The 19,121-nt window shown below is 45.1% G+C and carries 13 protein-coding genes; 10 read left to right on the plus strand and 3 right to left on the minus strand.

Annotation, left to right across the window (positions count from 1 at the left end; translation table 11 throughout):
* Positions 1–34: 34 nt before the first annotated feature.
* Positions 35–1,060, minus strand: coding sequence for a GlxA family transcriptional regulator (locus ACPUEK_RS16990; RefSeq protein WP_067216900.1), 1,026 nt, complete (start codon positions 1,058–1,060; stop codon positions 35–37).
* A gap of 288 nt (positions 1,061–1,348) precedes the next feature.
* On the opposite strand from ACPUEK_RS16990, the gene ACPUEK_RS16995 reads away from it, so the two are divergent.
* From ACPUEK_RS16995 to argC, 5 genes are all read left to right on the plus strand, one after another.
* Positions 1,349–6,166: an NAD-glutamate dehydrogenase gene (locus ACPUEK_RS16995; RefSeq protein WP_425641555.1), complete on the plus strand. Its 4,818-nt coding sequence runs from the start codon at positions 1,349–1,351 to the stop codon at positions 6,164–6,166.
* Positions 6,167–6,216: 50 nt separating this feature from the next.
* Positions 6,217–7,437 carry an aspartate aminotransferase family protein gene (locus ACPUEK_RS17000; protein ID WP_067031815.1) on the plus strand — a complete coding sequence of 407 codons (1,221 nt, stop codon included), beginning with the start codon at positions 6,217–6,219 and terminating at the stop codon, positions 7,435–7,437.
* 162 nt (positions 7,438–7,599) lie between these two features.
* Entirely contained in the window at positions 7,600–8,097 is a 498-nt protein-coding gene (locus tag ACPUEK_RS17005; protein WP_425641557.1) for an NlpC/P60 family protein, read from the plus strand.
* 150 nt (positions 8,098–8,247) lie between these two features.
* Positions 8,248–9,519 (plus strand): peptide antibiotic transporter SbmA, encoded by a 1,272-nt coding sequence (gene sbmA, locus ACPUEK_RS17010; RefSeq protein ID WP_425641558.1) that lies wholly within the window; start codon positions 8,248–8,250, stop codon positions 9,517–9,519.
* 152 nt (positions 9,520–9,671) lie between these two features.
* Entirely contained in the window at positions 9,672–10,607 is a 936-nt protein-coding gene (gene argC / locus ACPUEK_RS17015) for an N-acetyl-gamma-glutamyl-phosphate reductase (protein ID WP_425641559.1), read from the plus strand.
* 65 nt (positions 10,608–10,672) lie between these two features.
* Here argC and ACPUEK_RS17020 read toward each other — a convergent pair whose 3' ends face one another.
* Entirely contained in the window at positions 10,673–11,590 is a 918-nt protein-coding gene (locus ACPUEK_RS17020; RefSeq protein ID WP_425641560.1) for a LysR family transcriptional regulator, read from the minus strand.
* Between the two features lie 199 nt (positions 11,591–11,789).
* Here ACPUEK_RS17020 and ACPUEK_RS17025 point away from each other — a divergent pair, with 199 nt between their 5' ends.
* The 5 genes from ACPUEK_RS17025 (at position 11,790) to ACPUEK_RS17045 (ending at position 17,615) form a co-directional block, all read left to right on the plus strand.
* Positions 11,790–12,821, plus strand: a complete 1,032-nt coding sequence (locus ACPUEK_RS17025; protein ID WP_425641561.1) for an amino acid ABC transporter substrate-binding protein — start codon at positions 11,790–11,792, stop codon at positions 12,819–12,821.
* Positions 12,822–12,920: 99 nt separating this feature from the next.
* Entirely contained in the window at positions 12,921–14,111 is a 1,191-nt protein-coding gene (locus ACPUEK_RS17030; RefSeq protein WP_425641563.1) for an amino acid ABC transporter permease, read from the plus strand.
* The gene (locus tag ACPUEK_RS17035; RefSeq protein WP_425641564.1) at positions 14,112–15,470 is read left to right on the plus strand and encodes an amino acid ABC transporter permease; all 1,359 of its coding nucleotides are present in this window, start codon (positions 14,112–14,114) and stop codon (positions 15,468–15,470) included.
* Positions 15,470–16,240: an amino acid ABC transporter ATP-binding protein gene (locus ACPUEK_RS17040; protein ID WP_425641565.1), complete on the plus strand. Its 771-nt coding sequence runs from the start codon at positions 15,470–15,472 to the stop codon at positions 16,238–16,240. The genes ACPUEK_RS17035 and ACPUEK_RS17040 overlap by 1 nt, the downstream gene beginning before the upstream one ends.
* A gap of 64 nt (positions 16,241–16,304) precedes the next feature.
* Complete coding sequence (locus ACPUEK_RS17045; protein ID WP_425641566.1) at positions 16,305–17,615, plus strand: NAD(P)/FAD-dependent oxidoreductase; 1,311 nt, start codon at positions 16,305–16,307, stop codon at positions 17,613–17,615.
* Between the two features lie 84 nt (positions 17,616–17,699).
* Here the strand turns inward: ACPUEK_RS17045 and ACPUEK_RS17050 are convergent, their stop codons facing one another.
* A complete protein-coding gene (locus ACPUEK_RS17050; RefSeq protein ID WP_425641568.1) occupies positions 17,700–18,983 on the minus strand; it encodes a ribonuclease J in 1,284 nt (427 codons plus the stop codon).
* Positions 18,984–19,121: the final 138 nt, after the last annotated feature.

Genomic DNA, 19,121 nt, shown 5'->3' on the forward strand with positions numbered 1-19,121 from the left:
ATCAAAAATCACGCCAACTACATTGTCGCCTATTCTAAAACTTTTTTCGCCAAAGTTGGCGTGTTTTCTTATCCAGATGGACAGCATTGTCAAAATTAATGGTCAAATTTTTCCGCTCTTCTCTCGGCGAAACCCCAAAAAAACTCTTATAAGTCGTGCTAAAGTGGGGTGCAGAAGTAAATCCGCAGGCTTGCCCAATTTCTAAAATGCTCTTATCTGTCTGCATGATCAACTGTTTTGCATGCTTTAACCTTAGCTCTAAATAATAGCGCGAAGGTACCGTTTCCAGATTTTGCTTAAACAAACGCTCCAAATGCCGACGTGACAGGCCAACATGATAAGCAATGTCATCAGACGATAGTGGCTCTCGAATATTCGCCTCCATCAATTGCACCGCTTCAATCAATTTAGGTTGTCCTGTCCCTATTCGAGCTTGAAGCGGAATACGTTGTGGATCTTGATTGGTGCGAATACGTTCACAAACAAACTGCTCTGAGATATGGCTAGCCAATGTCATACCATGCTGTTTGCCAATTAAAAAAAGCATCATATCCATGGCCGCACTGCCGCCACTGCAGGTATAACGATCTTTATCGACTTCGAACAAGTGACTCGACACAATGACGGACGGAAACGCTTCCCGCAGACTGGCAATATCGCCCCAGTGAATCGTCGCTCGATAGCCATCTAATAAACCTGCCCGTGCCAAAATATGGCTCCCAGTACAAATTCCCGCCAATGCAATGCCACGTTTCGAGCAAGAAAGTAACCAAGCGTCTAAACTAAGATCATCGTCTTGACCAGCGGTCGATGCACCACAAATAAATAAGGCATCTAAATCTTTAGGAGCGTCATCCAACGTGTACTCTGTTGTCGTAGCCACACCAGAATTAGAAAGTACGACTTTTGTATTTTTACCTAGCGTACAAAACTGGTACAAGTCTTTACCACTGACCCAGTTGGCCATATGTATCGTTTCGATAGCAGAAGAAAATGCAAGCATGGAAAAGCTCGGCATCAGTAAAAAACCGTACTTTTGCACTTTTTTACTGGCTTGCATGATTTCACGTGATGCGAATTGGGTGTTGTACAAATTATTATCCTGCGATAAGCACATTAAAAAGATATTTATATCGTTTAGAATGAATAACAGAGGCTTTTGATATCGACATCAAGCTTTTTTTGACAGCAATATCGCTTCCTCAAAAGCATACGTCGCATTTTGAAAAGTCACCAGCTATCTATGGCGCTTATTTTTCATAATAATCAACTTAAGCGGTTTTTGGATAGCCAATAATAACAACAAACAGATCTTCAATAGACACCACCACTCATAAGGATGAGTAACATGACGAATACAAAAAAAAGTGAACTAATCACTCGTATTGAAGCAGAGATTAAAGAAAACGTTGGTAGTCAATCCGCTGATGCCATCATCCAACTGGCCCATATCTATTTTCAAGACCTACTCATTGAAGATATGGAGCATGAAAATATTGATAACCTATATGGCACGGTTATTTGCCTATGGGACTTTATCCAACAACGTAACGCTAACACCCCAAAAGTTCGTGTTTACAACCCTAATTTTGAAGAGCACAGCTGGCAATCAACCCATACGGTTGTTGAAGTCCTAACCGACGATATGCCCTTTATCGTTTCGTCTTTCAATATGGCATTAGTGAGACTTGGCCATACCATTCACTTCACAGCACACCCTATCATCGCAACAGACCGCTCCAAACATGGCGAACTAGAAGCCATTAAAGATCGCCATCAGAAAAGCCATCAAGAAGCGTTAATTCGTTTTGAAATCGACCGTATTTCTGATCTTGCCAAAATGGAAGAAATCAAAGAAGGTCTGCTAGACACATTAGGCGATGTGAAGCAGTCTGTCGAAGACTGGCCAACCATGAAAGAAAAGTTGGCAGAGGTCATCAAAGCATCAGAACAAGTAGAACACTTAAAAGACAACGAGCAGCATCAAGAAAACTTGGCCTTCCTTCGTTGGGTTGAAAACAACCACTTCACTTTTGTCGGTTTCCGCGCCTACGATCTGGTACAGGAAGACAATAAGAGCCACCTGCGATTTGTTGAAAACTCAGCTTTAGGTACATTCCGTAAAACGAAGAAAGAAAAATACGACATTGTTCTAAACGATCACCTAGCCAAACTGGCATATGATCATGAGAACTTGTTAGTACTGACAAAATCGACGGCCATTTCAACAGTGCACCGCCCTGTTCACTTAGATTACCTTGGCATCAAACGCTTTGATAAGAAAGGCAATGTCATTGGTGAATGGCGCTTCTTTGGTTTGTATTCATCAGCCGCGTACGTTGCACGCCTACAAGATGTACCACTGCTGCGTAAGAAGCTACAGCTGCTTGTTGAACAAATGAATGTGGAGCCAAATAGCCACAAGGGTAAAACCCTTAAACATATTCTAAACAGCTACCCTCGTGATGAAATGCTGCAAGCGCCAGTGGATGAGTTGTATCACAGCATCGAAGGTATCTTGGCCATTCAAGAGCGTCGCCAGCTACGTATTTTCCTACGTAAAGATATTTATGGTCGCTTCTTAAGCGCTCTTGTGTACGTCCCACGTGACCGCTACAACACCGAACTGCGTATTAAGATGCAAGACATCTTGATGAAAGCCTGCAATGGCGCCAGTTCAGAGTTTAATGTGCAGTTCTCTCAGCAAGTACTGGCGCGTGTAAATTTCACCATTCAGATTGCTGATCCTGAAAACAGCCCGACCGTCGACATTGATGACATCCAGCGCAAGATGCAAGACGCGGCCCTTTCTTGGGACGACAAATTGCTGGCGGCACTGCATACCAGCATAGGTGAAGAAAACGGCAACAAACTCTACACTGAGTACGCACCGTACTTGCCAGCGGCGTACCGCGAAGACTTCTCTGCCAACACCGCTGTATTGGATATTGAGCGCTTAAGCGAACTCACCGACGACAGCGATATTTCGACCCACCTATATCGCCAAGTTGGTCAAGCGAAAAACCATTACTTCTTTAAAGTCTATGGCGCAGGCACAACACTGATTCTGTCCGATGTATTGCCGATCCTTGAATGCATGGGGTTACGTGTATTGGAAGCTCGACCCTACGAGTTGGATCAAAATGGTGACGGCCAGGCCAACACCTGGGTGGTAGAGTTTGCTATCAGCGTTAACCCTAGTGTTAACCTAGATAAAAAAGCTTACCGTGACGATTTCCAAGATGCCTTCAATGCCGTCTTCAAACGTCGAATTGAGAATGACCGTTTCAACTCTTTAGTACTGGACGCCTCTTTGACATGGCGTCAAGTGACAATGCTAAGAGCAATCACTAAATACCTAGTACAACTGCAAGTCCCTTTCTCACTACAATACATGCAGCAAACGCTAGAGAAAAACGCGCCAATTGCACGCCTACTGGTACAACTGTTCGAGCAGCGATTTGATCCTGCACTGGAAAGTAAACGTGACGATAAAGTCGTCAAGCTTCAAGAAAAAATCGAAGAGGCGCTTGAAAACGTTGCCAATCTAGATGAAGACCGCATCTTGAAACACTACTTATCCGTGATTCAGGCGATGCTACGTACTAACTTCTATCAGCCAGCTGAAGACGGCAACGTTAAAGACTACGTTTCCTTCAAACTGGACCCAAGCTTAATTCCAGCTGTACCACTGCCTCGCCCACGCTTTGAGATTTTCGTCTATGCCCCATGGGTCGAAGGCGTCCACATGCGTGGCGGCAAAGTCGCTCGTGGTGGCTTACGTTGGTCTGACCGTATGGAAGATTTCCGTACCGAAGTACTGGGCCTTGTAAAAGCGCAAATGGTTAAAAACGCCGTCATCGTGCCAGCGGGTGCAAAAGGTGGTTTTGTTGCTAAACAGCTGAAGAAAACGTCCTCGCGTGAAGAAACCCAAGCTGAAGTAGTGCGCTGCTACACTACCTTTATCTCAGGTCTATTAGACATCACCGACAACCTAGTACAGCGTGAGCTAGTACCGCCTGTTTCAGTAAAACGTTACGACGAAGACGATCCGTACCTAGTCGTTGCGGCTGACAAAGGGACAGCAACGTTCTCGGATTTAGCCAACAGCATCTCAGAAAAATACGGTTTCTGGTTAGGCGATGCCTTTGCGTCTGGTGGTTCAAACGGTTACGACCACAAAAAAATGGGCATTACCGCTCGTGGTGCATGGGAATCGGTGAAACGCCAATTCCAAGAGTTAGGCATTGATTGCCAATCCACCGATTTCACAGCGGTAGGTATTGGTGACATGGCTGGGGATGTATTTGGCAACGGTATGCTGTTGTCTAAGCACATACGCCTTGTGGCAGCCTTTAACCACATGCATATTTTTATCGACCCGACGCCAGATGCAGCAACGTCATTCGAAGAACGTCAGCGCTTGTTCAATTTGCCACGTTCATCTTGGGAAGATTACAACGCTGAGCTAATTTCTAAAGGTGGCGGTATCTTTAACCGTAGCGCCAAATCAATCCCAATTAACGCCGACATTCGCAAAGCCTTAGGAATCGAAGGGAACGTCAAATCGTTGCCACCAACAGAATTGATTTCCCACATTCTTAAAGCCCCTGTTGACCTACTTTGGAACGGTGGTATCGGTACCTACGCAAAAGCCTCATCAGAGACGCATGCGGAAGTGGGTGATAACGGTAATAACTCGCTGCGTGTGAACGGCAACGAGCTACGCTGCAAAATGATCGGTGAAGGTGGCAACCTTGGGTTTACGCAAAAATCACGTATTGAGTTTGCTCAAAAAGGCGGACTGATTAGCACCGACGCGATCGATAACTCTGCAGGTGTAGACAGCTCGGACCACGAAGTAAACATCAAAATCTTACTAAACCGTATCGTCGAAAACGGCGATATGACCGAGAAACAACGTAACAAGTTACTCGCTGAAATGACCGATGAAGTCGGTGATTTGGTTATTCGTCATAACAAGGGTCAAAGCCATCTGCTATCACTGGTCAATGCTCGTGCGCCTGAGCGCATTGCCGATCACTGGCGTTTGATGCTGTCATTAGTGCGTGAAGGTCGCCTAAATCGAGAAATCGAGTTTTTACCAACAGATGTGCAGATGAAAAAACGTATGGGTAAAGGCCAGGGCCTAACTCGTCCGGAAATCTCTGTGTTATTGGCGTACTCAAAAATCAAGTTTGCTGAGCAACTGGTGGAAGATGGCATTGGCAAAGATCCAGATTTGCGCGCGCAAATCAAAGATTACTTCCCAACGCCATTAGTAAAACGTTTCTCTGAACACATGAGTGACCACCCACTGGCGCAAGAAATCATTGCAGCACACGTCACTAACAATGTTGGTAACCGTATGGGCTCTACGTTCTCAACCTATGTGCAGGAAGAAACCAGCGCATCGGCTTTGAATGTATTGCGTGCTTACATGGCGGCCGAACAGATGTTTGATATTCCTGCTTTGTGGGATGCCATTAACGAGCTGGACTTTAAAGTAGACAACTCCCTGCAAAATCAGTTGTTTATCCAAATCCAAAGTTTGCTAGAAAAAGCGACGCTGTGGTTAATTCGTAACACGCGTGAAGCGCTGGCGATTCAGAAGTTAACGGATACCTACAAACCCGGTATTGGCATTATTCGAAGCAACTTAGATGCGATATTGACGCAGCCAACTTGCGAATACATCTCTGATGTAAGCAAACAATTGCAAGAGCAAAACGTCCCTGCAGAGATTGCCGATAGACTATCTGCCCTACCATTCCTGTTCTACGGCTTAGACATTATTCGTGTCGCGGCTCAGACAGAGAAGGAAGTGCTAGACACAGCACAAACTTACTTTGCCCTAGAAATGGACCTTGGTTTGTACTGGCTACGTCAAAGCATCAACCAGCTACCAGCGGACGATATGTGGGAGCGTCGCGCCAAAGCAGGCCTTGGTGACGAAGTTGATAATGCTTTACGTACCATCTCGCAAGAGGTGATCCAGGCCAGTATCGAAGTCAATGACTTAGACAGCCGTTTGGCAAACTGGAAAGAGCTTAACCATGACAATATCCATCACTACCACAGCACATTTGGCGAAATAAAATCAGAGCCAGAATTGTCGCTGTCTATGGTAAGTGTTGCTATTCGTGAGTTGAGAAATTTGATATAAACCGTGAAGCGGCCTACTTGAGGCCGCTTAATTTTAAGAGGTATTGATAAGTGACTGAACAAGTAACGAGAGCAACATTTGATGACGTAATGTGTCCAAACTATGCACCAGCGGCGATTATCCCTGTTCGTGGTGAGGGCTCTCGCTTGTGGGATCAGGAAGGTAAAGAGTACATCGACTTTGCAGGCGGCATTGCCGTGACTGCATTGGGGCACTCGCACCCAACTTTGGTTGACACAATGCGTGAACAAGCTGGCATGCTTTGGCATCTATCCAACGTGATGACCAATGAACCAGCACTCCGTTTGGCAAAAAAACTGACAGAAAAGACCTTTGCAGATCGTGTCTTCTTTGCTAACAGTGGTGGTGAAGCCAACGAAGCGGCATTTAAGTTAGCTCGACGTTACGCGTTTGATCACTTTGGTCCGGAAAAGAATGAAATCATTTCCTTCTACCAATCTTTCCATGGTCGTACCTTATTTACAGTGTCGGTTGGTGGCCAAGCTAAATACACCGAAGGTTTTGCACCGGTACCAGGTGGTATCAAGCATTGTGAATACAACGATATTGAAGCCCTTAAAGCACTTATATCTGACAAAACATGCGCTGTTGTGATGGAACCAATTCAAGGTGAAGGCGGCATAATCCCTGCTGATCCAGAATTTGCGAAGCAAGTACGTGAACTGTGTGATCAACACAGTGCTCTATTGGTCTACGACGAAGTGCAATCCGGTGTTGGCCGTAGCGGTACGCTTTACGCTTACCAACAACAAGGCATTACACCTGATATTCTAACCACAGCGAAATCGTTGGGTAACGGTTTCCCTGTAGGCGCGATGCTAACTACTGCTGAGATTGGTAAAAGTTTGGCTGTAGGCACTCATGGTAGTACTTACGGCGGTAACCCAATGGCAGCGGCGATTGCCGAAGCAGTTATAGACATTGTAGACACGCCTGAAGTGTTAGAAGGCGTTAAGAAACGTCACCAACTATTTGTTGACGAACTGACAGCCATCAATAATAAACATCATGTCTTTAAAGACATTCGTGGTATGGGTTTGTTGATGGGTGCTGAAGTGACTGATGAGCTAGCAGGTCATGCGAAAGACTTCCTAACTCACGCGGCGAACGAAGGCCTATTTGTCTTAGTAGCGGGCCCAAATGTGGTTCGTTTTGCGCCGTCACTGATCATTCCAGAAGCCGATATCAAAGAAGGCTTCCAGCGTTTTGAACGTGCTGTTGCAAAAACAGTAGCGGATCTAAAAAAATAAGTTCGTTTAGCAAACACCTTAAGTGTTCAAAAGCTGTGTCCTAGCGATAGGTCACAGCTTTTTTGTTGCGAAGGCTTTTCGAACACAAAAAAAATGTCTAGTTTTTGTCAGCGAACTTTAAAGAGCATAAGATAAATGCACTGTGTAAAAGGACGCCTGCCCATGCTATATGCCAAATCGTTGACCCAAGCAGTAATCGCTACCCTATTTGTAGCATTGCTAACTGCCTGTAGCTCAATTCCAGACAACACAATTCGTGTCGACACAGGCACTCTGAGCATTCAAAACGAACCCGCTATTGCACAGCACCTTTACCAACACTATCAAGACTGGCGTGGCACGCCTTATGCTTGGGGTGGCATGAGCCGACGCGGAGTTGATTGTTCAGGGTTCGTCTATTTAACATTACGTGATCAATTCGGTGCCTACCTTCCTCGTACAACCGCGAAACAAGTTCAAACGGGCTACCATGTGGATAAGGACGAGCTTGAAGCAGGCGATCTAGTCTTTTTTAAAACAAGCTCTAAAGTACGCCACGTGGGTATTTACGTGAAAAATGGTACGTTTTTACACGCATCCACCTCACAAGGCGTTATTATATCGAGCTTGGATAATGTCTATTGGAAAAAACATTACTGGCACGGCCGCAGAATCCGCTAAGTTTATCCGTTTATTTGCATGATCATTTAACAAGTTCCGTTGTCGAAGCGAATACTCTGGTTTAAGCTCTAACGGTTTTTTTACATACCTTATTAGTTAATTCAACACCTTACTGAGCTCCACTCACCTACTGACATAGAGAGATAAACTGTGTTTTTATCCTTTTTCCCGAAGCCCAAACTATTCTTTATGACGTTTGCCCTCTGGGCACTCGTTTGTGTAATTAGCTGGTACACCATTGGACAGGACCTTGGGGCCACGTTAAGCCTTGGCCAATTTTTTGGTGTTAACTTTCCTGCTGCACTGGGCGAAGGTGCTGATCAAGCCGCGCAAGCGGCCTTTCAAGAAGCCTATAGCTTCGCTAGCGATGTTTGGCTCTATCAATACATGCTGGTGTGTTACGCGTTATTTGTCGGCGCTTGGATGGTTTACGGCGGTCACAAATGGGCAAAATGGTCGGTAATGGGGTCGGCCCTGATCGTCTTTATCACATGGTTCCAAGTACAAGTCAGTGTCATGATCAATGAATGGTACGGCAGTTTCTACGATCTCATCCAAAAAGCCTTAACCGCACCAAATAGCATTACCCTAACCGAGTTTTATGGTCAGCTTTTAACGTTTGCCACCATCGCCCTAGTCGCTATTTCCGTCGCTGTCTTCAACCACTTCTTTGTCAGTCATTATGTGTTTCGCTGGCGCACTGCTATGAATAATTACTACACCGCTCTATGGCCAAAAGTACGCCATATTGAGGGTGCTTCCCAACGGATTCAAGAAGACACCATGCGCTTTGCCAGCATCATGGAAAGCCTAGGTGTTCGCTTTTTAGACTCGATTATGACATTACTCGCTTTCTTACCTGTTCTGTGGGCGCTTTCAAGTTACGTGACTGAGCTACCTCTAATCGGTGAAGTACCGCAAGCCTTAGTGTTTGTCGCCATTCTTTGGTCCATTATTGGTACGGTTCTTCTAGCAACGGCTGGGATCAAACTACCAGGACTGGAATTCAAAAACCAAAAAGTAGAAGCAGCCTACCGTAAAGAGCTGGTCTATGGTGAAGATTACGCTGACCGCGCAGAACCCGTGAAACTCGCTGAGTTGTTCGATAATGTGCGCAAAAACTACTTCCGCCTGTACTTTCATTATCTTTATTTCAACGTAGTCCGTTACGGCTACTTGCAAGCTGGTGTACTAGTACCGCTGATCGCATTAGGCCCCTCTATCGTAGCAGGTGCCTTCACACTAGGGGTCATGCAACGTATTTCGAATGCCTTTAACCAAGTAGAAAGCTCTTTCCAATTTCTCGTTAATTCTTGGACAACAATTGTCGAGTTGCTGTCGATCTACAAGCGTCTAAAAGCCTTTGAGTCAGCGATTGCTGATGTCCCAGATGACGTAATTGAAGAACAAATACAACCCTAACCTAATACCATGACAACTTTTGCGCCAGCCTAACTATTTTTCAAACTGGGCTGGCGCTTAGTTTTTTCCCGCCCACGCCAGTGCTATGATTAGCTTATAAATGAATTGCCTACTGCTCGCAGTTTCGCTTGAGCAGTTGCTTGGAGACACGAATGAAGAAAGTATTTATTGACGGTGAAACGGGCACGACTGGCCTACAGGTACGTGAACGCCTAGTAAATCATCCTGATATCGAAGTGATCAGCATCGATCCTGATAAAAAGCGCGATGTAGAAGAAAAACGCCGTCTGATGAAAGAAGCCGACATAACGGTTTTATGCTTGCCAGATGACGCAGCAAAAGACACCGTTGCTCTCGCAAAAGCAGAAGGCTGTCGTGTACTGGACGCAAGTTCTGTTCACCGTATTGCTGATGGTTGGGTTTACGGTCTTGCGGAACTCGATGCCAGCCAACGCGGAAGCATTCAGGATGCGCAATTCGTATCCAACCCAGGCTGCTACCCAACAGGGATTATCTTGTTGCTTAAACCATTGGTTGAACAAGGCCTTTTAGCCAAAAACGGTCACTACACTGTGAACGCTATTTCTGGCTACACAGGGGGCGGTAAGCAGCTGATCGAGCAATACGAAGGTAACAGCGGCGCTGCGTCATACGGCACTTACGGCTTAAACTTCAAACATAAGCACCTACCTGAAATCCAAAAATGGTCTCAGCTAGACAACACGCCAATCTTTATCCCAAGTGTGGGCAGCTTTGCCCAAGGCATGCTAATCAGCATTCCTTTAACACTGTCTGGCGATATGACGGGTGAGAAATTACAAGCGGCGTTAGCGGCAACTTACGAAGAAGAAGACTTCGTCACTGTCCAACCATTCAATGAAGTGAAAGACAGCCACGCGCCGTTCTTGACGCCACACGGTTTAGAAAATACGAATCAAGTGGAATTAGCCGTATTTGCTTCTGAAGATGGCCAATCAGTCGTTCTTTCAGCGAAGCTTGATAACCTTGGTAAAGGCGCTTCTGGTGCTGCGGTACAGAACTTAAACCTAATGCTAGGTTTTGCTGAAAACGTTGCCGTAGAGCTGTAACTTTACAACGCTTCAGCATTATATAAGAAAGCCTATTATCGATTGATAATAGGCTTTCTTAGTTATTAGCTTTGTTCTAAAGCAATTCCTTGTTTGCTTTCAAGTTCCTCAATAAGCATCGTATAGAAGTCTTTTGCTATACCGGAAAGTGGATTCAAATTAGATGTGATCACTTCTAAAGGCTCTATTATATTGGGTTCAAAGGGCTTCAACACTACGTTAGGCATGTTAAAAACACTTGAAAAGTGGTGATAATTTAATGCGTCAACTAATGCCACGCCCATACCAAGATTAACAAATGACAAGGCATGAATGGTTGTATGAACTTCGATGGTACGACATAACACTAGCTCTACATTGCTGTAGGCTCTTTTTAATGCCTTCGTAGTCGCGTTTTCAGAGTCAAGGGTAATCCATGAGGTGTCAATTAGATCTTGAGGAGAAACTTGCTCCAAATGAACAGCAGGATGATCAGCGGGTAATGCGCAATAGCACGTCATATCAAATGCTACAGAGTCATGTTTCGAAGAACTTTGTGCTTTATCTACTAAACCAATCTGATACTGACCTGAAGCAACCCCTTGTCGAATGGCAGTACAGCCTGATAAATGAAGACTGACATGGACGCCTGGATTTTTCGCTTTAAATCTGGCAACCAAATCAGGGAGAAATTGATAGGACGGACCAAAAATACTACAAATTCTAAGGCGCCCAGAGCGATTATTTTTGGCACTTTTTATACTATCCTCTAGATGCTTAACGCCTTGTAGCAGCCCATAGACTTCTTCATGTAGGTAAATGGCTTCATCTGTAGGAATCAACTTGCCATTACTTCGCTCAAACAATTTATAACCGATTTCATCCTCAAAATTCGCCAACATCTTACTGGCGGCGGGCTGGCTAACATATGATCGTTCCGCCGCTCGAGTAATGCTCCCCGTTACAAACACTTCGTGAAAGATGCGTAGCTTATTTATATTCATACCAAATAACCTTAGGTTATGACTTCATTAAAAATATTCAGTGTGATTATCCAAACGCTTCAAATAAGATCCTAACTGTTAGTTGATTGATCTGCATCATTTAGTACAAGTTCACCTATAGCAAATGACTGATTATTCACTGCTTAGAACAAAAAACACTACCACTACGATGGTAATGACTCTACAAAAGGAAACTAAAATGCTAAAGCTATCTATCTCTATTTTGCTCGCTTCATCATTGCTATCTACACAAAGCTTCGCTGCCGATACAGCCTCGACGTTAACTCAGGTGAAAGAGCGTGGTTATGTTAACTGTGTCATTGGTAACTCCTTTCCTGGTTTCTACAGTCTAAATAAAGAAGGAGAGTGGCAAGGCATGGATATTGATATGTGTCGTGGCGTTGCTGCAGCAGTATTCGGTGACGCGCAAAATGTTAAATTTCTGCCAGTTCAATGGGCGCAAAGTTTTACCTCCATTAAAAGTGGTAAAGGTGACATGTTATCTAAAGGCATGACATGGACACTTTCACGCGATACCGAGCAAGGTTTGGATTTTTTAGATACGTATTTCTATGACGGTCAAGGCTTCATGGTACGTAAAGATCTAGGTGTTACTTCGGTGAAAGAACTTGAGGGAGCAACGATTTGTGTGCTGACAGGGACTTCTAGTGAATTAAACATTGCCGACTACAGCCGCGCGCACAACCTAGATTTAAAAACTGTTGTCTTTGATGATTCCTCTGTCAGAAATACTGCTTTCTTTAATAACAATTGTGATGCCCTAACGAATGATAAATCAGGGCTTGCCGCTCAGCGCTCAGCGGCTCCTAATCCAGCAGACTACGTCATTCTGCCTGAGACCATTTCTAAAGAAGCGTTGTCCTTTGCAGTGAAGCAAAATGATAGCGAATGGGCGAATGTTGTAAAGTGGACCTTTGCTGCGATGGTTGCTGCGGAAGAGTTTGGTATCACATCGAAAAATGTAGACGACATCAGAGCAAATAGCCAAAGCCCAGTAGTACGTCGTCTACTTGGAATAGAGGGCAACTTAAACAAAGGACTTGGGCTTCCTGATGATTGGGCATATCAAGTGATCAAAAATGTAGGTAACTACGGCGAAGTATATGAACGAAACGTAGGGCCAAACAGCGTTTTAAGTTTAGAGCGTGAAGGTACTTTGAACGCATTATGGAAAGATGGCGGCATGATGTACGCCAAATCTTTCCGTTAATGTGACGTTAGCAGGGGAGCTGCTCCCCTGCTATCTACCTTATTTTTATTGGTTTTGTTTATGACTCAATCTTCAATAGCTAAAAGAGCTAACGCCTCGATGACTAATAGAACAATCACGCCAAAAGCCAGTTCTTCGCTAGGGCTACTCAATAAAGACTCTACTAGAGCGACGTTTATTCAAGCGGTTACTGTCGGAATTGTGCTGTTTACTTTGTGGTATGTCTTTGCCAATGCTGCGGCCAATTTGGATCGCTTGGGAATGTCTTTTGGATTTGACTTCCTCAGTGTAACGGCTGGCTTCAATATTAGCTGGAGTCTAATTCCTTACGACCCTAGCATGACCTACTGGCGAGTATTCTTAGTTGGTGCGCTTAACACCTTGGTTCTATCTTTTGCGGTAATCATTGTTGGAACATTGATTGGTACGGTGGTGGGCATTATGCGCCTTTCGCACAATCCGTTAGTCTCTCAACTGGCTCGCTGGTACGTAGAAGTTGTGCGTAACGTACCGTTGCTTATTCAAATCATTTTTTGGTTCACCGTCATTTTCTCAACACTGCCTGCACCGAGACAAAGCTATCAATTCTTCAATTGGGCTTTCTTAAATAACCGAGGTCTGTATTTACCAACGGCGAGCATGTCAGTTTCTGGTTGGTGGGTTGCTCTATTCGTTGTAGTGGCGGTTTTAATCCTTTGGCGGCTTATTCGCTGGTCAAAAAATGTGAAACGAGAAACGGGAAAGCACCCGCAAGCTTCTTATTTAGCTTTGGCCATATGGGCAATCGCTGTCGTTATTGCTTATGGCGTAATTTCCCAATGGCTAAGCTGGTCCATTCCTGCATTGAAAGGTTTTAACTTCTCAGGTGGTGCATTCTTACCTGCATCATTTGGTGCTGCCTTTGTAGCGATGACAGTCTATCGCTCAGCGGCCATTGCAGAAACCGTTCGGGCTGGTATGCAGTCCATAGATAAAGGCCAACACGAAGCAGCGTTTACGATCGGCTTTTCAAGGTTTCAAACGCTTCGCTTGGTACTTATTCCACAGGCTGTAAGGGCCATTATTCCACCAATGACCAACTCATGGCTGGCGGCGACCAAGGACTCCTCTTTAGCCGTTGCCATTGGTTTCCCAGAATTAGTGTCTGTGTTTATGCAAACTTCAATCAACCAGACCGGACGAGCAATTGAAATTATCTCTATGGTGATGGGCTTCTACATCATTATCAGTTTGCTTATGTCGTATCTGTTGAATCGATACAACGAACGCGTTCAATATAAGGTGAGATAAATGAGTGCTTCAAAATACACAGACAACTCCGTTGTGAAGCGTTTCAAAGCCGCTCCAGCACGTCCTCCCTTGAAGCAAAATCGTGGCGTATTTCAAGTTTTGCGTCAACGATGCTTTAACAATGTTGGCAACTCAGTTTTAACATTACTGATTTTGTTAGGGGGATTCTATTTAATAAAAGGGATGCTTGATTGGGCCGTAATTAACGCCGTATTTGTCGCAGACAGTCGTCGTCAATGTATGGAAATCAGCCCAGATGGCGCCTGCTGGGCAGGCATTATCAGCTGGTTTAACGGGCTTATCTACGGCCGCTATCCTCTAGAAGAGCAATGGCGTGTTAATGCTGGCTTTATGATTGGTGTGGCTTGGTTACTGCCGCTGCTGTCCAAAGGTTTGCCACTAAGAAACTTTGTTTTACTTTCTTGGATTGGCCTATTTCCATTCCTAGGTGGGTACCTGTTTCTAGGTGGTCAGTTTGGTCAAGAATTAGGACTGTTCCACGGTCTTATGACCAGCTTAGCTCTCGCCTACTTTGTACTTAATTACCTTAACTGGGGATTGCATAAACTGGGTAAAAAGGGACTGCATGAAGTATTTGTTCCGGTGTTATCACAATGGATTCAGCGACGTGTTCATTTAACCAGTTTGCTACTTGTGTGGGGAGCCTTGGCGATCGCCATTGCTTTTGGTTTAACACAAGTCTCTTTGCCTAGTGTTGCCATCGAACGTTGGGGCGGTTTGTTCTTAACCTTCATCATCGCTGGCTTTGCGATCACCATGGCGATTCCTGTTGGGGTGGTGCTAGCCCTAGGACGCCGTTCCAAGTTACCGGTGATTCATTGGTTATGTCTGGTGACGATTGAGTTGGTGAGATCCGTCCCTCTAATCACCGTTCTGTTTATGGCGGTGACACTGCTTCCGATCTTTCTTCCAGCTGATGTGGAGTTCAATAAACTCGCCCAAGTACTCGTTGCGGTCTGCATCTTCGCTGGTGCTTACATGGCAGAGAACATTCGAGGAGGATTACAGGCAATACCTGCGGGGCAGTACGAAGCGGCCAAAACCTTAGGGTTTGGCTACTGGCATACTATGTTGCTAGTTATTTTGCCCCAAGCATTACGAATGATGATTCCGAATATCATGACTTCATTTATTAGCCTGCTGAAAGATACGACTTTGGTCTCCATTATCGGTTTATTCGACATCATGTTAATGGCACGAAATATTGCCAATGATAAAGACTGGATCGGCTTACACACTGAGCCTTTAGTCATGATCTCAATTCTATTTTTTGTCATTTGTTATGGCATGTCGCAATACAGTCTTAACTTGGAAAAACGTTTAAAGGTTGATCGCTAATGGCTACATTAAATACAAACACTGCGTTGGCAAAAGAAGAAGTAAAGGCCATTGAAATTAAGCAACTGAATAAATGGTACGGAGACCATCATGTTTTAAAAGACATCACACTCGACATCTATGAGGGTGAAATTATGGTGGTCTGCGGGCCTTCAGGTTCAGGTAAATCCACATTAATTCGCTCTCTTAATCACTTAGAAGAATACCAAGAAGGTCAAGTAAATGTATTTGGGCAGACTCTGTCTAGAGACCGTAAAAGTGACCAGCTTATTCACAATACTATAGGGATGGTGTTTCAGAACTTTAACTTATTCCCACACCTTACCGTACTAGAGAACTGTACGCTTGGATTGACTTGGTTATGTAAGTTACCCGAGAACGAAGCCAATCGAACGGCTATGAAGCTACTCGATCGCGTTGGAATTGCCCATTTAGCTCAACGCTTCCCTGGACAGCTTTCTGGTGGACAACAACAGCGTGTCGCCATCTCACGCTCATTAGCGATGGAGCCTAAAATCATGCTATTTGATGAACCAACATCTGCTTTAGACCCTGAAATGGTGAAAGAGGTATTGGACGTTATGATTGACCTAGCCAAAACCGGTATGACAATGGTCTGTGTGACACATGAAATGCAGTTTGCCCGACAAGTCGCCGACCGAGTGGTATTTATGGCCGATGGCGAAGTGGTTGAAGTAGGTCCACCTGAGCAGGTGCTGGTCACCCCAGAATGGGACCGAACCAGAGAGTTCTTACAACACGTGCTTTAGCCCGATGCTCTAGGAGCCCATAAAGGGCTCCATTACTCACCCAAGATTTACGGATTTTATCGATATGTTGGCAAAACATTTATCGACGTACACCAACATGCCTTTTTGGCTGGCAGATACGTCTTACAACCGAACTTTTCAAACAACGCCTCGCTATCAAATGCCTACAAAAATAGATGTATGCATTGTAGGAGGGGGATTTACAGGGATGTCTGCGGCGATCACTTTAGCGCGAGCAGGAATGAAAGTCGCAGTACTTGAAGCAGGCAGAATGGGCGAAGGGGCAAGCAGTCGAAATGGCGGTTTGCTTGGTCCCAGCTTTAGTAAGTTAGGTGTCGATGGTTTAGAACGTCAGTACGGTCGAGAAAACGTCCATACCTCTATCAGAGAAAGTTTGACGGCATTTAATTGGCTAGTGGATTTTATCCGCGAAGAAAAAATCGACTGTGATTTAAATATATGTGGCCGTTTCCGTGGTGCCAGCCATCCAAGTCACTACGCAGGACTAATTCAACAAGCTGAAGAACTATCAAAAGTAGTTGATTTTCCTGCAATCGAAGTGCCTAAATCGCGACAGCACGAAGAAGTCGGCTCTAATGCTTACCATGGTGGTGTAGTCTATCCAACGGATGGTGCGCTTCAGCCAGCGAAACTGTTTGCGGGGTTAGCTCAAATCGCTGCAAGCGAGGGGGCATATCTGTGTGAGCACACGAAAGTTCGCAATGTTGATAAACAAGTCTCAGGATTTAACGTGGTATACGATGGTGGTCAGCTACAGGCAGATCAAGTCATTATTGCCACCAACGGCTACACCGATGGGCAGTTCAGCGAATTCAAACGGCGCTTAATACCGATCCGTTCTGCCATGATTGCCACGGAAGAATTGCCGGAGTCCGTTGTGCAATCTGTGTCTCCAAAACTACGCGCCCATGGAGGAACCGAGCGATTGGTGGCATATTACCGACCATCTCCAGACGGTAAACGCATCTTGTTTGGTGGCCGCGCATTCGGTCGCGGAGACCAGCCCCAACTCTACTCTAAGTACCTTCAAGATTTCATGATTCGTACATTTCCACAACTCAGTGAGACTAAAATTGATTATGCTTGGTCAGGCTTGATTGCTTACACATTTGACCATGTTCCACATATCGGGAAAGTAGACAATTTGCACTATGCTATGGGGTATTGTGGTTCAGGAGTTGGCAGAGCCAACTATTTCGGCCGAAAAATAGCTCAGCAAGTATTGCAACTTGCGGAAGGAAAAACAGCTTTTGACAAGTTTCCATTCAAGGGAAAACCTCTATACTACGGCACACCTTGGTTTTTGCCAGCCATTATGAAATGGCATGATTTTGCCGACCGACAAGGATGGTGATCGCTTTTACAAAACGCGCGAAAGAAGTTAGGGGCAACCCAACCCTTCTTATTCGCGCAGGGCTAGAAAACCCAAATATAACCGCTAACGCGCAATCGCAATGCGCTTTGCTTTAATCGCGTTTTTGCGCACTCCAATCTCTGGCGCAAGTGTAAACAGGTCGCCGTTTAATCCGGTCAGTTGACGTGGTACATGCGCAGCTTTAGCGATTCGAGCATTGGCGGCCATATGTTCAGGTTCACCATGGGTAGGTATTGCCACTTCTGGACGCACCCAGTCATACATGGAAGCAAGTTCTTCTTCGTAAGGATGGCCACTGACATGAATCGGTAAAACGGTATCGTGACCTTGAATCGTTCGAATACCTTGGGCTTTAAAAGACGTTACCAAGCGCTCAATCGCGTCTTCGTTACCTGGAATAATCATAGCGCTGAAGAGAACTACATCGCCTTTTTGAAGAGATAAATCGAAACAGTCATCCCGCGCTAGGCGGTTTAAAATCGCTCTTGGCTCACCTTGGCTCCCAGTAGCAACCGCCAACACCTCATCTGCAGGTAAATAACCAAGATGCGAAGGGTCAATCACAGGTAGATCATCAGGCCAATAGCCTGCAACTCGAGCCGCACTGACCATGTTTTGTAACGAGCGACCTAACAGTGCTAAATAACGCCCTGTTTCCTTAGCTACGTAACCCAGTGATACCAACCGCGCAATATTACTGCTGAAGCAACCAACTACCACACGCCCCTGCTCATCTCTAATAACGTCCAGTAAGGCTTTATAGCAGTCATATTCCGATACAGAGTGACCCTTTTTTAAGGCATTCGTGGAATCACACACCATCGCTTTTACATCACGCTTGCGTAACGTCGACAAGACGGCAGGGGAAAACTTTTCACCAATCACAGGACTGTGATCAATCTTCCAATCCCCCGTATGAAAAACATTACCCGCTGGTGTCTCAATCATTAACCCACTTGGCTCAGGAATAGAATGCGTCAAGGTAATCCACTGCAAATCAAATACGCCCACGGAAAACTGACTCCCCATCGGCAATTCGTGAATTTCAACGTCTCCTAATAAACCAACTTGAGCAAGTTTTCGACGTAAAATTTCGGCCGTAAAAGGCGTGGTATAAACGGGCACTTGGAAGCGGCGCCACAAAAATGGCAAAGCTCCGACATGGTCTTCATGCGCATGGGTAATAACGATCCCAGCTAAACGATGGCGCTGTTGTACAATAAAATCAGGGTCAGCACACACCAGCTCGTGTGTTCGCGCACTATTTTCGTCAATCGGTTCGTTGAATGATACCCCACAGTCGACCATCAACCACTGTCCATCGTGACCATACAAATTTAAATTCATTCCTATTTCCCCCGTTCCTCCTAGGGGCAGAAACCAGAGGTCGCTTCGCGTTGGCATCAGCAAATCCACACATTTCTCCTTTTGTAAATATTTTCCATTCTACGCGAATCAAATTGAACTTAACTCATACAATTACTA

Source organism: Marinomonas gallaica (assembly GCF_049821165.1).
In the GTDB taxonomy this organism is placed as follows: domain Bacteria; phylum Pseudomonadota; class Gammaproteobacteria; order Pseudomonadales; family Marinomonadaceae; genus Marinomonas; species Marinomonas gallaica.